The 18,703-nt window shown below is 44.3% G+C and carries 20 protein-coding genes; all 20 read left to right on the top strand.

Translation table 11 applies throughout. The annotated features are described in order from the left end of the window. Nucleotides 1-189 precede the first annotated feature (189 nt). Entirely contained in the window at nucleotides 190-2,427 is a 2,238-nt protein-coding gene (locus ABE28_RS22870; protein WP_306807316.1) for a S8 family serine peptidase, read from the top strand. 286 nt (nucleotides 2,428-2,713) lie between these two features. Continuing rightward, the gene (locus ABE28_RS22865; RefSeq protein ID WP_064467107.1) at nucleotides 2,714-3,082 is read left to right on the top strand and encodes an ATP synthase subunit I; all 369 of its coding nucleotides are present in this window, start codon (nucleotides 2,714-2,716) and stop codon (nucleotides 3,080-3,082) included. 22 nt (nucleotides 3,083-3,104) lie between these two features. Next, nucleotides 3,105-3,821, top strand: coding sequence for a F0F1 ATP synthase subunit A (atpB, locus tag ABE28_RS22860; RefSeq protein ID WP_064467108.1), 717 nt, complete (start codon nucleotides 3,105-3,107; stop codon nucleotides 3,819-3,821). 74 nt (nucleotides 3,822-3,895) lie between these two features. Beyond that, a complete protein-coding gene (atpE, locus tag ABE28_RS22855; protein ID WP_061141280.1) occupies nucleotides 3,896-4,120 on the top strand; it encodes a F0F1 ATP synthase subunit C in 225 nt (74 codons plus the stop codon). A 152-nt stretch (nucleotides 4,121-4,272) separates the two neighbouring features. Next, nucleotides 4,273-4,791 (top strand): F0F1 ATP synthase subunit B, encoded by a 519-nt coding sequence (atpF, locus tag ABE28_RS22850; protein WP_064467109.1) that lies wholly within the window; start codon nucleotides 4,273-4,275, stop codon nucleotides 4,789-4,791. Beyond that, nucleotides 4,788-5,324: a F0F1 ATP synthase subunit delta gene (locus ABE28_RS22845; protein WP_064467110.1), complete on the top strand. Its 537-nt coding sequence runs from the start codon at nucleotides 4,788-4,790 to the stop codon at nucleotides 5,322-5,324. Before atpF ends, ABE28_RS22845 begins: the two co-directional genes overlap by 4 nt. Nucleotides 5,325-5,348: 24 nt before the next feature. Beyond that, nucleotides 5,349-6,857 (top strand): F0F1 ATP synthase subunit alpha, encoded by a 1,509-nt coding sequence (atpA, locus tag ABE28_RS22840; RefSeq protein WP_057911913.1) that lies wholly within the window; start codon nucleotides 5,349-5,351, stop codon nucleotides 6,855-6,857. Nucleotides 6,858-6,894: 37 nt separating this feature from the next. Continuing rightward, the gene (locus ABE28_RS22835) at nucleotides 6,895-7,755 is read left to right on the top strand and encodes a F0F1 ATP synthase subunit gamma (protein WP_064467111.1); all 861 of its coding nucleotides are present in this window, start codon (nucleotides 6,895-6,897) and stop codon (nucleotides 7,753-7,755) included. A gap of 85 nt (nucleotides 7,756-7,840) precedes the next feature. Next, nucleotides 7,841-9,238, top strand: a complete 1,398-nt coding sequence (gene atpD / locus ABE28_RS22830) for a F0F1 ATP synthase subunit beta (RefSeq protein WP_061141276.1) — start codon at nucleotides 7,841-7,843, stop codon at nucleotides 9,236-9,238. A gap of 25 nt (nucleotides 9,239-9,263) precedes the next feature. Beyond that, complete coding sequence (locus ABE28_RS22825; RefSeq protein WP_064467112.1) at nucleotides 9,264-9,665, top strand: F0F1 ATP synthase subunit epsilon; 402 nt, start codon at nucleotides 9,264-9,266, stop codon at nucleotides 9,663-9,665. Between the two features lie 335 nt (nucleotides 9,666-10,000). Next, nucleotides 10,001-10,375, top strand: a complete 375-nt coding sequence (locus ABE28_RS22820; protein WP_064467113.1) for an NADH-quinone oxidoreductase subunit A — start codon at nucleotides 10,001-10,003, stop codon at nucleotides 10,373-10,375. After that, nucleotides 10,366-10,878: a NuoB/complex I 20 kDa subunit family protein gene (locus ABE28_RS22815; RefSeq protein ID WP_064467114.1), complete on the top strand. Its 513-nt coding sequence runs from the start codon at nucleotides 10,366-10,368 to the stop codon at nucleotides 10,876-10,878. Before ABE28_RS22820 ends, ABE28_RS22815 begins: the two co-directional genes overlap by 10 nt. Beyond that, on the top strand, nucleotides 10,879-11,886 hold the full coding sequence (locus ABE28_RS22810; RefSeq protein WP_064467115.1) for an NADH-quinone oxidoreductase subunit C: 1,008 nt from the start codon (nucleotides 10,879-10,881) through the stop codon (nucleotides 11,884-11,886). Nucleotides 11,887-11,891: 5 nt separating this feature from the next. Next, nucleotides 11,892-12,989: an NADH-quinone oxidoreductase subunit D gene (locus tag ABE28_RS22805; RefSeq protein WP_064467116.1), complete on the top strand. Its 1,098-nt coding sequence runs from the start codon at nucleotides 11,892-11,894 to the stop codon at nucleotides 12,987-12,989. Further along, nucleotides 12,990-13,997: an NADH-quinone oxidoreductase subunit NuoH gene (nuoH, locus tag ABE28_RS22800; protein WP_064467117.1), complete on the top strand. Its 1,008-nt coding sequence runs from the start codon at nucleotides 12,990-12,992 to the stop codon at nucleotides 13,995-13,997. 34 nt (nucleotides 13,998-14,031) lie between these two features. After that, nucleotides 14,032-14,451, top strand: a complete 420-nt coding sequence (gene nuoI / locus ABE28_RS22795; RefSeq protein WP_064467118.1) for an NADH-quinone oxidoreductase subunit NuoI — start codon at nucleotides 14,032-14,034, stop codon at nucleotides 14,449-14,451. Continuing rightward, nucleotides 14,448-14,966, top strand: a complete 519-nt coding sequence (locus tag ABE28_RS22790) for an NADH-quinone oxidoreductase subunit J (RefSeq protein ID WP_064467119.1) — start codon at nucleotides 14,448-14,450, stop codon at nucleotides 14,964-14,966. Before nuoI ends, ABE28_RS22790 begins: the two co-directional genes overlap by 4 nt. Next, nucleotides 14,963-15,277 (top strand): NADH-quinone oxidoreductase subunit NuoK, encoded by a 315-nt coding sequence (gene nuoK, locus ABE28_RS22785; protein WP_064467120.1) that lies wholly within the window; start codon nucleotides 14,963-14,965, stop codon nucleotides 15,275-15,277. Before ABE28_RS22790 ends, nuoK begins: the two co-directional genes overlap by 4 nt. A gap of 34 nt (nucleotides 15,278-15,311) precedes the next feature. Then, nucleotides 15,312-17,183, top strand: a complete 1,872-nt coding sequence (gene nuoL / locus ABE28_RS22780) for an NADH-quinone oxidoreductase subunit L (RefSeq protein WP_064467121.1) — start codon at nucleotides 15,312-15,314, stop codon at nucleotides 17,181-17,183. After that, complete coding sequence (locus ABE28_RS22775; RefSeq protein ID WP_064467122.1) at nucleotides 17,180-18,703, top strand: complex I subunit 4 family protein; 1,524 nt, start codon at nucleotides 17,180-17,182, stop codon at nucleotides 18,701-18,703. The genes nuoL and ABE28_RS22775 overlap by 4 nt, the downstream gene beginning before the upstream one ends.

The raw sequence follows: 18,703 nt of genomic DNA, 5'->3' as shown, positions 1-18,703 counted from the left end.
ACGTAGGCGGTTTCGTTTGAGGAAGTCGTCACGAGTTACTTGAATAGGTCAGCTATTTTCTGCGATTGTTTCAAATTTAAGAATGGGTTTGGGAATGAAATAAATGGAGAGGAAAAGCGAGACGGCTTTTCCTTTTTTGTTTGCATACTCCAAGGTTGTTGAGAAAAGCTAACAGCTAAGGGGATGATTATGTTGAAAATGAAAAAGAAATTGTTCATATATATATTTGTTTTTCTTCTATTATTTACTTATTCAATCGAACAGGGGGCGGCATCCGTCATTTTACCGCCTTTGCCGAAACTATCTGAATCGAAGGAAGTGACGGTCGTCGTCACGATGGATAAAGCTTTCGAGCAAAAAAAAATCGATGAATTGCTTGGAAAATATCCAACGCTTCGGTTACGCACGGTTTATTCCGTAGCCCTAAATGGGTTTTCGTTACGGGGGAACGTAAAAGATATAGAGCAGTTTAAAAAGGAAAATGATATTCAGACTGTTACCGAAGTATCGACGTATCATACTGTCTTAGATGAAAGTGTTCCATACATAGGAGGAGAGAGAGTGAGAGCTTTCCTTGATAAAGATAACCACCGAATTACTGGTAAAGGAGTCAAGGTTGGGGTGATCGACACAGGGATTGATTATACACATCCGGATTTACAACGGGCTTATAAGGGAGGGAAGGATCTGGTTGATGGTGATGGTGATCCGATGGAAACCAAAAAACACGGTGAGCTGGATACACTACATGGAACGCACGTTGCAGGTATCATAGCTGCCAATGGAAAACTGAAGGGCGTAGCCCCGGAAGCGGAGATATATGCCTATCGGGCGTTGGGGCCAGGAGGTGCTGGGGATACTGAGCAGGTTTTGACGGCTATCGAGTCGGCAATGAAGGATAAGATGGATGTCTTGAACTTATCTCTCGGCAATAATGTAAATGGCCCTGATTTACCAATATCGCTTGCGTTGAATAAGGCTGTCGAAAGCGGCATCGTAGCCGTGACGTCAAATGGCAACTCCGGTCCGGAGGTTTGGACCGTCGGTTCGCCAGGGACTGCAGAAAAAGCGATTTCCGTTGGAGCATCCACTCCTCCTTTAAAGGTTCCATTCATGATTTACGGGCTAGGTGCGAAAAAGCATCATACGCGATTGCATTCATTTCAAGGATCCAGGAGATGGAATCTGGCATTTTCCGAAGATGTGATAGACGGAGGTCTTGGGAGTGAAAAAGACCTGAAGCACGCCCAGGATAAGATTGTTTTGCTGGAGCGGGGGATACTCACATTCCAGCAGAAGGCATCCAATGCAGCGAAGGCGGGTGCGAAAGGCGTAATTATCTATAATAATACAGGCGGGACCTTTTCTGGAAGCCTGGAAAAAGAAATGAACATCCCAGTAGCTTCTATTAATAGAAGAGATGGGTTGAGTCTTAAAAAAGTAATGGAGCAAGAACACAGTCAAACCGTTCGCTTTTTATATAAAAAAGAACAGGATAGGCTCGCTGATTTCAGCTCAAGAGGTCCGGTAACTGTGTCGTGGGGAATAAAGCCGGACGTATTGGCTCCTGGAGTCGAGATTGAAAGCACCATCCCGAATGGATATATGTCACTAGATGGAACAAGCATGTCAGCGCCGCATGTTGCAGGAGCGTGCGCACTTATTTTGCAAAAACATCCGGACTGGACACCTGATCAAGTGAAATCGGCATTGATGAGTACATCCAAGCCATTAAGGAAATCTACCGGCGAATTATATCACACATACGAACAAGGAGCGGGACGCATCCAGATCGACGAGGCCTTGAAGGCGGATACTCTTTTGAATCCAAGCTCGTTATCATTTGGGATGTATACGAAAAAGGGTGGGATAGAAGAGCATCATGAAACGGTATTAATAGAAAACACAGGAACGAAGATTAGGAATTACTCCTTTAAGGTGCCATTGAAGGAGAAGGGGCTCACATGGGAGCTGCCGAAATCCCTTACCTTGAAACCGAAGGAAAAGAAAAGGCTGAAAGTTGGGCTTCAGGTAAACCCTTCTGAATTGGAAAAGGGAGTCTTCGATGGGTACCTGCTTATAATGGAAGGAACGAAAAGGATTTCCCTCCCGTATTTATATGTGAAAGAAGAGCCTGATTATCCAAGGGTGATGGGTTTTGACTTTGGACAAGGAGATCGGGCTGGGACATATCGATACGAAATGTACCTTCCGAGGGGCGCTGATGAATTCGGGATTGCCCTTTATGAAGAAGAAAGCTTGAAATTTGCTGGATATTTGGATTGGTCGAAGCCAGCACCATCTGGTTTGATCAAAAAGGATGTACTGAGAAAGGATTTGCCACCTAAAGGAATATATAAAGCAATTATCTTTGCGAGGAAGAATGGAAGGGAAGATCGGGTGGAAAAGACGTTACATATTGAGTGAACATAGGACGATATGTAAAATAAATCGGATGTCAATAGCATAAAAAAGATAATTTGTGAACGTTTCGTTAATAATTACAAACCTGTGACAAATTTCACTAACCACTCATTGACATTGATTCTAGCCTATTGTATGCTAACAAAGGATGTAGAATGAGAGGGGTTTCATACGTCAATAACGTGACAAATAGGAGTGCTTTATCGACTTTCTATTTGGACTTATTACGGGCAAATTTACCTTGCTAACCCACAGATCTACAATATTTCTAGGGAGATTACATGACAAAATGCTAGAATTGGAAAAAATGTTCAATAGGCAGCTGAAATACATGCTGTATCTAATGGGTATTTATGTGATTGGGGTGGCATTCACATCATATGATTCAGTCTTCCAAGGATTGTTGCTTGGTACTGCCTTCAGCCTGTTTATTTTTTGGTCGATGGTCAAAAAAAACAAAAAGTTTGCCCAAGAAGTAGCGGAAGGTAAAAAAACGCGCTCCCTTGGTAGTTTAACTAGAATGTCTGTGGCGGGTTTAGCTGCAATAATTGCATTGAAGTATCCCTATGAGTTTCAAGTGGTCTGCGTGGTTGTGGGATTAATGACGGTTTATTTTGTCATTATGATAGATTATTTTATACAAAACATACGTAGGTAGTAAAGAAGAGAGGTGAATACTGTTGAATCATGAAGCTCCTATGTGGGAATTTATGGAGACTGGAATACATTTCAACTTGGCTAATGTACTAATGATGACTATCGCAAGTCTCATCGTCTTCATTATTGCTGTAACGGCAACTCGTAAACTTGCGATGAAGCCAACAGGAATGCAAAACTTTATCGAATGGGTTATGGATTTTGTGAAAAACATCATCAACAGCAATATGGATTGGCGTACGGGTGGTCAGTTCCTTATGTTGGGAATGACATTAATATTGTACGTATTTGTTTCGAATATGCTAGGATTGCCTTTCTCCGTTGTAATAGGAGGAGAGCTTTGGTGGAAATCACCTACATCTGATCCAGCAATAACTCTAGCCTTGGCAGTCATGGTATTGGGATTGACCCATTATTATGGTATCAAGATGAGAGGTATGAAGAATTATGCAAAAACATACGTCCAACCAATGGGTTTCTTGTTTCCGTTAAAGATTATTGAAGAGCTTGCCAATACGTTAACTCTTGGATTGCGGCTATACGGAAATATCTATGCGGGTGAGTTACTATTAACCCTGCTGGCTGGTTTAGGCACAAGCAGCGCATTTGGTGCAATTGGTGCTGCGATTCCAATGTTGGCTTGGGAAGGGTTCAGTGTGTTTGTCGGCTCCATCCAAGCATTCATTTTCACTATGTTAACAATGGTTTATCTTTCCCATAAAGTAAGTGACGACCATTAATTATAAGTATTGTTCATTTTGAACATTATATTGATCAAAAAAAATAAAACAACATTTCAAGGAGGAAATTTATCATGACAGGTTCTTTAGGTCTTATAGCTGCTGCTATCGCAGTTGGATTAGGTGCACTAGGTGCGGGTATTGGTAACGGTCTTATCGTTGGACGTACAATTGAAGGAATGGCTCGTCAGCCAGAAGCTCGTGGTATGCTTCAAACGACTATGTTCGTCGGTATCGCTTTAGTTGAAGCATTACCAATCATCGCGGTAGTTATCGCGTTTATTGTTTTAGGTAAATAAGATAACTTGAAAAAGTTCAATAATGGCGAAGATGATCCAAGGAGAACCTTCGCCATTGCTCTGTGTTAAAGTAGATGATCATTATGGCAGGATACTGTCAATAGAAAATACAGAACTTCAATAGTGAATTTCATGAAGGGAGTGAACCGAGCGTGTTAACAAGCAGTTTTGTACTTGGTCAAGCAGGCCATTTTAATGGTGGAGATATCATATACCAGCTTTTCATCTTTATCGTATTGTTAGCGTTGCTTAAAAAGTTTGCATGGGGTCCATTGATGGGCATCATGAAAGAACGTGAAGCGCATGTCGCAAACGAAATCGAAGCAGCTGAAACTAGTAGAAAAGAAGCGCTGAAGTATTTGGAAGAACAGCGTGAAATCGTAAAACAATCTCGCACAGAAGCGGGACAACTTATAGAGAATGCTAAACAACAAGGCGAGGCTCAACGCGAAGATATCATCAATCAAGCGCGTGCCGAAGCTGAACGTGTTAAGGAAGCAGCAAAACGTGAAATCGTACAAGAGAGAGAAAAAGCAGTTGCCGCATTGCGCGAGCAAGTTGCATCTCTATCTGTCATGATCGCATCTAAGGTGATTGAAAAAGAACTATCACAAGCTGATCAAGAAAAATTAGTAAATGAATATATTCAAGAGGCAGGAGAAGGTAAATGAGCGATATAACTGTAGCAGGACGTTATGCTGTAGCTCTTTTCCAAATTGCGAAAGAGCAAAATCTCATTAACCAACTTGAAGAAGAGCTTCGCATAGTGCATGAAGTTTTCACGAAGGATACGGAGCTTTTGAATTTCTTGGCTCATCCTAAAATGACTGGCGATGCAAAACGTGAAGTGATGAAAAACGCCTTTGCAGGAATATCACCTTCCGTTCAAGACACTGTAATGCTTATGGTTGAACGTCATCGCACAGCTGAAGTGGCTCCCATGGCAGCAGAGTTCATTGAACTAGCTAATGAAGAAAATTCAGTTGCGGATGCGACTGTATATACAGTCAATCCTTTAACTGAAGCTGAAGCAGAAGCAGTGTCTTCAGCTTTTGCTGCAAAAATCGGCAAACGGAATTTACGCATTACCAATATTACGGATAGCACGATCATTGGCGGAATGAAGCTCCAAATCGGCAACCGTATTTATGACGGGACGATCAGCGGTAAGTTAGATCGCCTTAGCAAACAACTATTAGGTTAATATTCACAGATAGGGGTGAAATTCATGAGCATCAAAGCTGAAGAAATCAGTGCGCTGATTAAAAAGCAGATTGAAAACTATCAGTCGGAAATTAAAGTAAGCGATGTGGGTACAGTCATCACGGTTGGTGATGGTATCGCACGCGTTCATGGTTTAGATAATGCAATGTCTGGGGAGCTCTTAGAATTTTCCAATGGTTCAATGGGTCTAGCACAAAACCTCGAGCAAAATAACGTAGGTGTTGTTATTCTCGGACCATTCAGAGACATTAAAGAAGGCAGTGAAGTACGCCGTACGGGCAGAATCATGGAAGTGCCTGTAGGAGAAGAGTTAATCGGACGTGTCGTGAATCCGCTTGGACAGCCATTAGATGGCCTTGGTCCGATCGCTACAACAAAAACTCGTCCAATCGAAAGCCCTGCAACAGGTGTAATGGACCGTAAATCAGTTCATGAACCACTTCAAACAGGTATTAAAGCAATCGATGCATTAGTTCCAATCGGTCGTGGACAACGTGAGTTGATCATTGGTGACCGTCAAACTGGTAAAACATCAGTTGCGATCGATACGATCCTTAACCAAGCTGACCAAGATATGATCTGTATCTATGTTGCTATCGGACAAAAGGAATCAACAGTTCGTGGAACAGTCGAAACGCTACGTAAAAACGGTGCATTGGACTACACGATCGTAGTATCCGCTTCCGCTTCTCAACCTGCACCACTTTTATACCTAGCTCCTTATGCTGGTGTGACTATGGGTGAAGAGTTCATGTTCGCTGGTAAGCACGTTCTTGTCGTGTACGATGATCTTTCTAAGCAAGCATCTGCATACCGTGAACTTTCCTTGCTACTTCGCCGTCCTCCAGGCCGTGAAGCATTCCCAGGGGATGTATTCTACTTGCACTCCCGTTTACTTGAGCGTGCAGCAAAATTGAACGACACTCTAGGTGCTGGTTCAATCACTGCTCTTCCATTCGTTGAAACACAAGCAGGCGATATCTCTGCTTACATTCCAACGAACGTTATCTCCATCACGGATGGACAAATCTTCTTGCAATCCGACTTGTTCTTTTCGGGGGTTCGTCCTGCGATTAACGCTGGTCTTTCCGTATCCCGTGTTGGTGGATCTGCACAAATTAAAGCGATGAAAAAAGTTGCCGGTACATTGCGTTTGGACTTGGCTTCTTACCGTGAATTGGAAGCATTCTCTCAATTCGGTTCAGATCTAGATGCTGCAACACAAGCAAAACTTAACCGTGGTGCTCGTACAGTTGAAGTTCTTAAACAAGATCTAAACAAACCGATTAAAGTTGAAAAACAAGTCATGATTTTCTATGCTTTGACTAAAGGTCTTTTAGATGATATTCCAGTATCGGATATCCTTCGTTTTGAAGAAGAATACTATGTGTTCCTTGATCGTTCTCATCCGGAATTATTAGATCACATTCGCACAACTAAAGGTCTTCCTGAAGACGCTGCTGTCGTTGCTGCCATTAACGAGTTCAAAAAGAACTTCGTTATTTCTGAATAATAAGGTCTAACTAATTTTTAAAGGGTGGTGAGAATGAATGGCCTCTTTACGCGATATTAAGTCTCGGATTACTTCAACGAAAAAGACGAGTCAAATTACAAAAGCGATGCAGATGGTATCTGCTTCTAAAATGAACCGTGCCGAAGCTAATGCTAAAGCATATGTTCCATATATGGAAAAAATTCAAGAAGTGGTATCCAGTATTGCGAACGGAAGTACGGATGCCTCTCATCCAATGCTTACTTCACGTCCAGTTAAGAAAACCGGATACTTGGTTATCACATCGGACCGTGGTTTGGCTGGGGCCTACAATAGTAGCATCCTTCGCCAAGTTCATAAGACCATTCTTGAACGCCATAAATCCAATGATGAGTTCGTCATTATCGCAATCGGAAGGGTTGGCCGTGATTTCTTTGTCAGCCGCAATATGCATGTTGAGCTTGAAGTAATTGGAGTTCCCGATCAGCCATCTTTCGCTGACATCAGCTCCCTTGCTAAATCCACAGTGAATTTATATCTGAATGAGCTATGTGATGAGCTTTATATGTACTATAACCATTATGTCAGCCCGATCCAGCAGGAAGTAACGGAAACGCAAATCCTTCCGTTATCTGACTTTGATACTTCCAATTCAACATTGACGACTTATGAATTTGAACCGAATGCAGAAGAAATTCTTGAGGTGTTACTACCTCAGTATGCAGAGAGTTTGATTTATGGTGCTTTGTTAGATGGTAAAGCTAGTGAGCACTCTGCACGTATGACTGCAATGAAAAATGCAACAGATAATGCAAAAGAGTTGATTGACTCACTTTCATTACAATATAACCGTGCACGTCAGGCAGCAATCACTCAAGAAATAACAGAGATTGTCGGCGGAGCAGCTGCTTTGGAATAAAATTATTAAGGGGCGGCCAGCCCGGACTAAGCTTGGCCGTCCATAATCTCGATAGTCGTTATAAGCAACGTTAGGAGGGAAAACGATGAATATAGGACGCGTTACTCAAGTTATGGGTCCGGTTGTTGACGTGAAATTCGAAGACGGACAACTTCCTAAGATCTATAACGCGTTAAGAATCGAAAATACAGCGTCTGGTACAGGACTAACTCTTGAAGTGGCCCTTCAACTAGGTGATAATACAGTTCGTACTGTAGCAATGTCTTCCACTGATGGGTTAACCCGTGGTGCAGAGACACTTGATACAGGAGCTCCAATTTCCGTTCCTGTAGGTGAAGTTACTCTAGGTCGCGTTTTCAACGTTTTAGGGGAAAACATTGACCTATTCGAACCACTTACAGCAGAGGTGCGTCGTGATCCGATTCACAGACAAGCACCAACTTTCGAGGAATTATCAACACAAGTTGAAATTCTTGAAACGGGTATTAAAGTAGTAGATTTACTTGCCCCTTATATCAAAGGTGGAAAAATCGGTCTCTTTGGTGGAGCCGGTGTTGGTAAAACTGTACTTATCCAAGAACTTATCAATAACATCGCACAAGAGCACGGCGGTATCTCCGTATTCGCTGGTGTAGGTGAGCGTACTCGTGAAGGTAATGACCTTTTCTACGAGATGACTGATTCCGGTGTTATCAAGAAAACAGCGATGGTATTCGGACAAATGAACGAGCCACCTGGAGCACGTATGCGTGTTGCTTTAAGTGGTTTGACAATGGCTGAATATTTCCGTGACGAACAAGGACAAGACGTTCTTTTCTTCATCGATAACATCTTCCGTTTCACGCAAGCAGGTTCCGAGGTTTCTGCCCTATTAGGCCGTATGCCTTCTGCGGTAGGTTACCAACCAACCCTTGCAACGGAAATGGGTCAATTGCAAGAACGTATCACTTCAACGAATAAAGGTTCCGTTACTTCCATTCAAGCGATTTATGTACCTGCCGATGACTATACGGATCCGGCTCCGGCTACTACTTTCGCTCACTTGGATGCAACAACTAACCTTGAGCGTAAACTTTCTGAAATGGGTATCTACCCTGCGGTTGATCCGTTGGCGTCATCTTCACGTGCTCTTAGCCCTGAAATCGTTGGAGCTGAGCATTATAAAGTGGCTCGTCAAGTTCAATCGACTTTACAGAAATATAAAGAACTTCAAGATATCATTGCGATCTTGGGTATGGACGAATTAAGCGAAGACGAAAAAGTTATCGTTGCCCGTGCTCGTAGAATCCAAAACTTCTTGTCACAAAACTTCCACGTGGCTGAACAATTCACTGGTCAAAAAGGATCTTATGTACCAGTGAAAGAAACAGTCCAAGGATTCAAAGATATCCTAGCTGGAAAATATGACGACCTTCCTGAAGATGCTTTCCGTCTAGTTGGCCGCATCGAAGAAGTTATTGCTAAAGCAAAAGAAATGGCTTAATTAAAGGGACCTAGGAGGGAATGAAATGAAGACCATTAAAGTCAATGTTGTTACTCCCGATGGCCCAGTATATGATGCAGAAGTTGAAATGGTAAGCACTAAAGCTAAAAGCGGTGAGATGGGAATCATGGCTGGACACGTTCCAACCGTAGCCCCGCTTACCATTGGTGCTGTCCGTCTTAAGAATGGAAGCAACACAGACTATGTAGCTGTAAATGGTGGCTTCTTGGAAGTCCGCCCTGATGTGGTAACCATTTTGGCTCAATCTGCTGAAAGAGCTGAAACTATCGATCTTACACGTGCTCAAGCAGCAAAAGCGCGTGCAGAACAAAGATTGCAGAACGATGATGGTTCGAATGATGTTAAAAGGGCTGACCTAGCTCTTAAACGTGCAATCAACCGAATCCAAATTGCAGAAATGCGATAACCTGTTATTAAAAAACACCTGAATGAACCCGTCTGGTTCATTCAGGTGTTTTTTATTTTTCATTATTGTCATGAAAGGTCGGAATTAGAAAAAACCTGATGAATTGAATCGAATCGTGGAACATACTATTTTCCATATAAATCCTTGACTCGTCGACATTTGATAGTCATGATGATATAATGTATACGCTTACATTTTTAAACTTTACTCCTCCTCCTGTCACGTTGCTTCTAAAAGATTTCTACCCTGCATAAATATTATATACGGCATCCAACAAAAAGAAGACAAGCACATTTAATATGTACCCATTAACTTTTGACTTAAGGGAGATGAATATGGGACAGCTGCATTTGTACCAAAATAATTACTTAATCGTATTTGTTTTTCTTTGTCTCGGCATATTACTACCTGTTATCGCATTATTTCTTGGCAAGCTGCTTAGGCCTTATAAACCGACAGATATGAAATATACGACATATGAAAGTGGAATCGAACCTTTTTCTGATTCAAGGGTTCAATTCAATGTTCGTTATTATTTATTCGGATTGATGTTCGTCATTTTTGATGTAGAGACGGTCTTTCTCTACCCGTGGGCAGTGGCCTATGATGAACTTGGATTATTTGCACTTATTGAAATGCTATTTTTCGTCATCATCCTGATGTTAGGACTAATCTACGCTTGGAAAAAGAAGGTGTTGAAATGGAATTGAAATTAGACGATCTTACCCCTGCCGAAATGGAAGAGATGCGGCAAAGCATTTTTTTGTCAACGCTTGAACAAATTAAGGGCTGGGCGAGGAGCAACTCACTCTGGCCAATGACATTCGGTTTAGCGTGCTGTGCGATTGAAATGATGGGTGTGGGATCATCGCATTACGACTTGGATCGCTTCGGTTCATTTTTCAGGACCTCGCCCCGGCAATCTGACGTCATGATCGTTTCAGGTACGGTAACGAAAAAAATGGCACCCATCATAAGTAGATTATATGACCAAATGCCTGAACCTAAATGGGTCATTGCGATGGGCTCGTGCGCAACTGCAGGTGGTCCGTATGTGAATTCCTACTCCGTTGTAAAAGGGGTGGACCAAATAGTGCCTGTCGATGTGTATATCCCAGGTTGTCCACCAAATCCGGCCGCACTTATATATGGAATCAACAAATTAAAAGAAAAAATCCGTTACGAGGCGAAAACCGGAAAGCGGGTGATATAGATGGATGAGGAACAGGACCTAGCGAAGCAAAAGGCAGCGGCGGCGGCAAAGGCGAAGGCGGCCGCACTCGCGCGAAAGCAGGCGAAGGAGGAAGGGACGGAGACGTCGCCAGGAGAACAGGACCTAGCGAAGCAAAAGGCGGCGGCAGCGGCAAAGGCGAAGGCAGCCGCGCTAGCCCGAAAGCAGGCGAAGGAGGAAGGGACGGAGACGTCGCCAGAGGAACAGGACCTAGCGAAGCAAAAGGCAGCGGCAAAGGCAAAGGCAGCCGCGCTCGCGCGAAAGCGGGCGAAGGAGGAAGGGACGGAGACGTCGCCAGAGGAACAGGACCTAGCGAAGCAAAAGGCAGCGGCAGCAGCAAAGGCAAAGGCGGCCGCGCTCGCGCGAAAGCAAAAATCTGCAGGTAGTGATGGAGACTCTGAGCAAGAGAAGGCTAAGGCCATTGCAGCTGCGAAGGCGAAGGCAGCCGCCGCTGCCAAGACTAGAGCCGGAGCGGAGGAAAAGACGAAAGATGACACAAAGAATGAACCATCCCCAAACCAGCCCAAACTCAATCAAATTGTTTCCGCTATTGAAAAGCATGTAGGACAAGATGCACTAATAGACCACTATATTAATAAGCTATCAAAGGATGTACCTACAATAGTGGCGAATCCTAATACATACTACTCGATAGCTAAGCTCCTGCGTTATGATGAACGGCTTAACTTTTCGTACTTATCGGAACTTCACGGCACCGATTTTGAAACCCATATGGAAATCTATGTACACTTGCACTCATTCGAAATGAACCAGTCAATTGCCCTTAAGGTGAAGCTGGATAGAGATGCTCCTGCCATTCCATCGCTTGTCCCATTATGGAGCGGGGCCAATTGGCCGGAATGTGAGGCGTATGATTTATTAGGCATCGATTTTATTGAGCACCCTGATTTAAAGCGGATTTTACTTGGTGATGATTGGAAAGGGTATCCGCTTAGAAAAGATTATCAGCCTTATGATGTGGAGGTGTAATCCCAATGTTAAGGACGGAAGAAATGCTTCTCAATGTCGGGCCTCAGCATCCGAGTACGCATGGTGTATTTAGGCTTGTCATCAAAATTGATGGCGAAATTATAAAAGAGGCCACCCCTGTTATCGGTTACTTGCATCGGGGCACGGAAAAACTGGCGGAAAACCTGCAATATACACAAATCATTCCATATACCGATCGGCTTGATTATCTGGCGGCCATGACAAATAATTATGTGCTCTGCCATGCTGTTGAAACAATGATGGGGTTGGAAGTTCCGGATAGGGCTGAATATTTGCGGGTGATTGCCATGGAGCTAGGCAGAGTGGCGAGCCACCTTGTCTGGTGGGGAACATACTTGCTTGATATAGGAGCTACGAGTCCCTTTTTATACGCCTTCCGTGAGCGCGAAATGATCGTTAATATGTTGACGGAATTGTCAGGGGCACGGCTAACATTCAATTATATGCGAGTGGGTGGTGTGAAATGGGATGCACCCGAAGGCTGGATTGAAAAGGTTGCCGAGTTTGTTCCTTATATGAGGGAGCAGCTTGCCGGTTACCATGAGCTTGTGACTGGGAATGAAATCTTCGTGAATCGGGTGAAAGGGGTAGGGATTTATACAAAAGATGAAGCGCTGCAGTATTCGCTTAGCGGTGCCAACTTAAGATGTACGGGGGTCAAGTGGGATTTGCGGAAAAACGAACCATATTCCATTTATGACCGGTTCACCTTTAATGTTCCCACCCATGAAGAGGGTGATGCCTTTTCACGGTATCACTGCAGAATGGAGGAAATCGAAGAATCATTGAAAATTCTCGAGCAGGCAGTTGAGCAATTTCCAGAAGGGCCGGTCCTTGCCAAGGTGCCGAAAATCATAAAGGTTCCAAAGGGTGAAGCCTTCGTACGAATTGAATCACCAAGAGGGGAAATCGGCTGTTATATTGCGAGTGAAGGGAAAAAGGAGCCGTATCGCTTGAAGTTTCGCAGGCCTTCATTTTATAATCTGCAAATTCTGCCCAAATTATTGCAAGGGGAAAATATGGCGAACTTAATAACGATATTAGGAGCCATCGATATCGTTTTAGGGGAGGTGGATGGATAAATGATCAAGGATTTACTCCACTCCGCCCCAAGCCTGCTGAACTTTGGCATTTATTTCGGTTTGGCGGTCCTGCTGTTATTCGTTGTCTTGGGGTTTGTCACCTATGGAATCCTCTCGGAACGAAAAATCATGGGATTCATGCAGCTGCGGGTCGGTCCGAACCAAATTGGCGGGAAATGGGGTCTCTTGCAGACCGTTGCCGATGTTTTGAAACTTCTGATCAAGGAAGATACGATACCGAAAAAAGCCGACAGGCCCCTTTATATACTGGCACCGGTGATCGCCTTTGCACCGGCTTTCATGGTCCTTGCCACCCTGCCGTTCACCGAAGCTTTCCAATTTGCGGATATTGGAGTGGGCTTGCTGTATTATGTGGCAATATCGGGCATATCGACGATCGGGATCGTCACGGCGGGCTGGGCATCCAATAATAAATATTCGTTGATTGGCGGGATGCGTGCAGCCGCGCAAATGATTTCTTATGAAATTCCCTTGGTGATGTCGCTAGTGGGAATCGTCCTTTTGACAGGCAGCCTGAACCTGAATGATATAGTGGCTGTCCAAGAGAAGGTTTGGTTCATTTTCCTTCAACCGATTGCTTTTATCATCTTCATGATTGCGTCGGTGGCTGAACTGAATAGGGTCCCATTTGACCTTCCGGAAGCGGAATCCGAACTTGTAGCAGGGTATCATGTTGAATATTCTGGATTTCGCTGGGCCTTCTTTATGCTATCGGAATATGTGTATATGTTTGCAATGGCTACGTTAACCACTGTATTATTTTTAGGAGGATGGAATTCTATTCCGTTTTTGGATTTTATTCCGGCGGCCATTTGGTTCGGTCTCAAGTTCAGTGCGGTGTTCTATCTATTGGTTTGGATTCGGGTAACCTTCCCGCGGGTAAGGGCCGATCAACTAATGGAGTTCGGTTGGAAGGTGCTGCTCCCAGTTGCATTAGCCAATATATTCTTGACGGCAATCATAAAAGAAATCGTCAGCCTTTTTTAAAAAACGTAAGCCGATCGGAAAGTGAGGGATTAACATGCTTGGTTTAGCTAAAGGTTTAAGCTATACATTAAAGAACTTAACCCGGAAAAAAGTGACGTATGACTACCCGAATGAACCGCTGCCGCTCCCTGACAGATTCCGCGGAATCCAAAAATTTTACCCTGAAAAGTGCATCGTATGCAATCAATGCGTGACGATTTGCCCAACGGACTGTATACAATTAACCGGAAAAAAACATCCCGACCCCTCCAAAAAGGGCAAAATCATCGACACGTATGACATTAATTTCGAAATATGCATCTTGTGTGATTTATGCACGGAGGTCTGCCCCACTGAGGCCATCGTCATGACGAATCAGTTTGAGCTGGCGGAATATAGCCGTGATCATTTATTCAAAAATTTGGAGTGGCTTGATGAAAACGATGAAAATATCCGGAAGGTGAATAAAACATGAATGTATCCGGCGAACTGATTGCCTTTTTTGGCTTGGCACTCGTCGCCATATTGGGCGGGGTGCTGCTAATCACATTAACGAAAGTGGTGCATATGGTCATTGCACTCGTTTTTACCTTCTTAAGCATTGCGGGCATTTATCTGCTGCTTTCGGCGGAATTTGTCGCCATTGTCCAAATCCTGATTTACTCTGGGGCAATTACGATCGTGATGTTATTCGGGATCATGCTGACGAAGCATCGGGAAAACGATGAACCGTCAAAAGGGGGCTGGAGGAAATTCACTCTGCTGTTGGCGATAGCTGGATTCGCTGTCGCAGTGTATCTCGGAATCTATGATTTGGATATACCGGTACAGCCAACCGCCTTGCATGAGGAAAATACGAAACAAATAGGAATCGAACTTTTTTCTAAGTATGTGATTCCGTTTGAAGTGATGTCGGTGCTTTTACTGGTGGCATTAGTCGGTGCCATCGTATTAGCTAAAAAAGATAATGAGGAGGGAGATCGATCATGACGGGAGTTCCCTTGTCGGCTTATCTCGTATTGGCACTCGTTCTTTTTTGTATAGGTCTTTATGGCGCCTTGACGAAAAGGAATGCTGTCATTGTTCTGATTTCGATCGAGCTGATGCTGAACGCCGCCAATATCAATTTAGTTGCCTTCAGTAAATTCGGGGTGACACCATCGATTACGGGCCAGGTGTTTTCTTTATTCACGATTACAATCGCTGCAGCCGAGGCGGCTGTTGGGCTGGCAATATTAATGTCCCTTTACCGCAATCGGAAGACGGTCAATGTCGATGAAATGGATATCATGAAGCATTGAAGGTTTATATGAACGAAGAAGGGGATTTGATACGATGATGGAGAACGCTTGGCTCATACCGATTTTTCCACTCGTCACGTTTATGGTTCTGCTTCTATCAGGTGGCCGGCTACGGGAGCGGGGGGCATATATAGGAATAATCTTTACGTTGGCTTCATTCGTTTTATCGATGCTAACCTTGATGGAAAGGTTCACGGCACCTACTTATAAAACAACGATGGATTGGCTTACCATAGGGGGGACACAGCTTACGGCCGGTTTCGAAATCAATCAGCTTAATGTCTTGATGCTTGTAATCGTTTCCTTTGTCAGCCTGCTTGTCCAAATCTATTCGTTGGGGTACATGAAGGGTGAAGAGCGATTCTCCATTTTTTATGCTTATCTGGGCTTTTTCACCTTTGCCATGCTTGGACTGGTCATGGCGCCGAATTTACTACAGCTTTATTTTTTCTGGGAATTGGTCGGGGTTGGCTCCTTCCTATTGATCGGGTTTTACTTTTATAAACAGGAAGCTAAGGCTGCAGCGAAAAAGGCCTTCATCATGACCAGGATCGGTGATGTAGGGCTATTGATCGGAATCATCCTCCTTTTCTGGGAAACGGGCAGCTTCGAATATGGAGCGATTTTTCAAGCCGTTCAATCGGGTGAGATATCAGATGGGAGTTTGACGTTGATCGCCATCCTCATTTTTATTGGTGCCGTTGGGAAGTCGGGGCAATTCCCGCTTCACACATGGCTTCCTGATGCCATGGAGGGCCCAACGCCGGTTTCCGCATTGATTCACGCAGCGACGATGGTGGCCGCAGGCGTATATCTGGTAGCGACCATGTTTCCGTTATTCCTCGCAAGTGAAGCGGCTATGCAAGCTGTTGCCATAACAGGAGGATTCACAGCGATCTTTGCCGCGAGTATCGCTTCTGTGCAAAAGGATGTCAAGCGGGTATTGGCTTATTCGACAATCTCCCAGCTTGGTTTCATGATGCTTGCTTTGGGTGCTGCGGGATATGTGGCCGGTGTATTTCATTTAATGACCCATGCCTTCTTTAAAGCATTGTTGTTTTTGGCTGCAGGCAGTGTCATTCATGCCATACATACACAGGATATCGAAAGGATGGGCGGGCTATGGGCAAGGCTGAAATGGACAGGGCCGCTGTTCTTGACTGGAACTCTGGCGATTTCCGGGTTTCCCTTGCTCTCGGGCTTTTTCAGTAAAGATGAAATTTTGATGGCGGCATGGATGAATGGTAACTATTTCTTGTTTTCACTCGCGGTGATTACCTCTTTTTTAACCGCCTTTTACATGTTCCGGCTATTTTTCATGATCTTTGCCGGAGAGTCTCGCAGTCAAGTGAAACAGGTCAATGAATCACCTGCAGCCATGCTGGCTCCCATGCTTGTTTTAGGGGTGCTTGCTGTGATCGGTGGGTATATCCAAACCCCGTGGTTCGGGACCTTCCTTGGTGAGTGGCTTGTAGAGGGGAATGAAGCCGTGCTTGGTGCCGGACATAGTGAGGGACCTATTTGGATCATGATCCTTGCCGTGCTTGTGGCGCTTGCCGGAATCGTCCTAGCCTATATGATGTACGCTAAAACGAAGCTGTCCCGGGGCGGGCTCGTCAAAGAAAACTCCACGTTATATCGAGTTTTGGAAAATAAGTATTATATCGATGAAATTTATTATTTTACTATAGTTCATATAACGAAAGGAATTAGCTTATTTCTATCTTATATTGAAAGGTTCATCATCGGTGGCTTGATAGCGACTGTAACCGGTTCAATAGAAGGGTTGGGGAAAATAGGATCTAAACTGCAATCGGGGCAGGTACAGCAATATGGGATGATTGCGTTTTTGGGACTTGCGGTATTACTGGTCATTTTTGCTTTAACTGGGGGGTATTTAAGATGAATGCCTATTTGCTCTCGCTTTTAGTGTTTTCACCATTGCTGGGAATTGTGATGGTTGCCCTCATGCCGAAAAATGAGGAAAGGACCATCAAGCAATTTGGCTTTTTCGGAACGCTTCCCCCCCTTTTCCTCTCGTTCTTTTTATGCAGCCAATATTATTCGGGAATGGCTCTTTCCAGCTTTAGCATGAAGGTGGATTGGATCAGGTTTGGAAATTTGGAGATGTATGATCCCAAACTTTTCACCGTGAATTTCGAGCTGGGGCTGGATGGCCTGAGCCTCATCTTCCTATTACTGACGACCATCATTTCTTCACTGGCGGCATTGGCATCGATATATATAAAGCAAGGATGGAAAGGCTATTACTTGTTGTTTTTGATTTTGGAGATCGGGATGCTCGGTGTCTTTACCGCAGAAAATCTGATTCTTTTCTTCATCTTTTTTGAAATGACATTGATTCCCGCCTTCTTCTTAATCGGAAGATGGGGTTCTCTCGAGAGGGAAAAGGCATCGTATCATTTTCTGATTTATAACGGCATCGGTTCGGCCATTTTGCTGGTGGCCATCCTGATTTTGTTTGCCAGGACAGGTACAACCAATATTGCGGCTTTGACACAAATGATGACAATGGGCGGTGTATCTCTGTTTGCACCGATTTCGGGTTCGATGAAGTATGGCTTATGTCTTGCCTTTCTCATTGCGTTTGCGATCAAGCTGCCCGTATTTCCATTTCACAGCTGGATGGTGCGGGTTCATGCAGAGGCGCCTCCTGCCATCGTCATGATCCATGCTGGCGTCTTATTGAAAATAGGGGCTTATGGGATCATCAGGTTTGGAATGGGAATATTCCCTGAACAATATAAAAGCTTGGCATTTGTCATTGTACTGATGGGGGTCATCAGCTTTTTATATGGAGCATTGCTGGCGATGGTGCAAACGGACTTCAAGCTTGTATTAGCTTACTCATCGATTTCGCATATGGGGATCGTCATGATGGGGTTGGGAGCCTTGAATGAAGCAGGCCTTCAAGGGGCAATCTTTCAGGTCATTTCCCACGGCTTAATTGCCGCGATGCTGTTTTTCCTAGTGGGTGCATTATCCGAAAGGACAGGGACCGTGCTGCTTCCCAGGCTTGGGGGGCTGGCGAGGTCGATGCCGATTTTTTCCGGTTTTATGCTGGCGTGCGGGCTGGCATCACTCGGTTTGCCGGGCATGTCCGGCTTCATCAGTGAATTCATGGTATTTCTCGGCTTATTCAAAAGTCAGCCATTACTTGCAGCAATCGGTGTGATTGGGCTCGTTCTAACAGCTGTCTATATTCTGAGGGCGATCATGCAAATGACGTTCGGCAAGAATGATAGCTTGGTAGAAAAAGAGAAGCGGGACCTTAAGAGCTGGGAGTTTGTACCTGTATGGGTACTTCTAGGCCTGATCATATCGATTGGGGTATATCCAAATTTGTTAGGCGGGCCTCTACAAGGTACGATTGAAGCCATGATGCTTGCTTTAGGGGGGCGATGA

This window comes from Peribacillus muralis, assembly GCF_001645685.2.
Taxonomy (GTDB): Bacteria; Bacillota; Bacilli; order Bacillales; family DSM-1321; genus Peribacillus; species Peribacillus muralis_A.
This window is presented reverse-complemented; position numbering and strand designations above follow the sequence as displayed.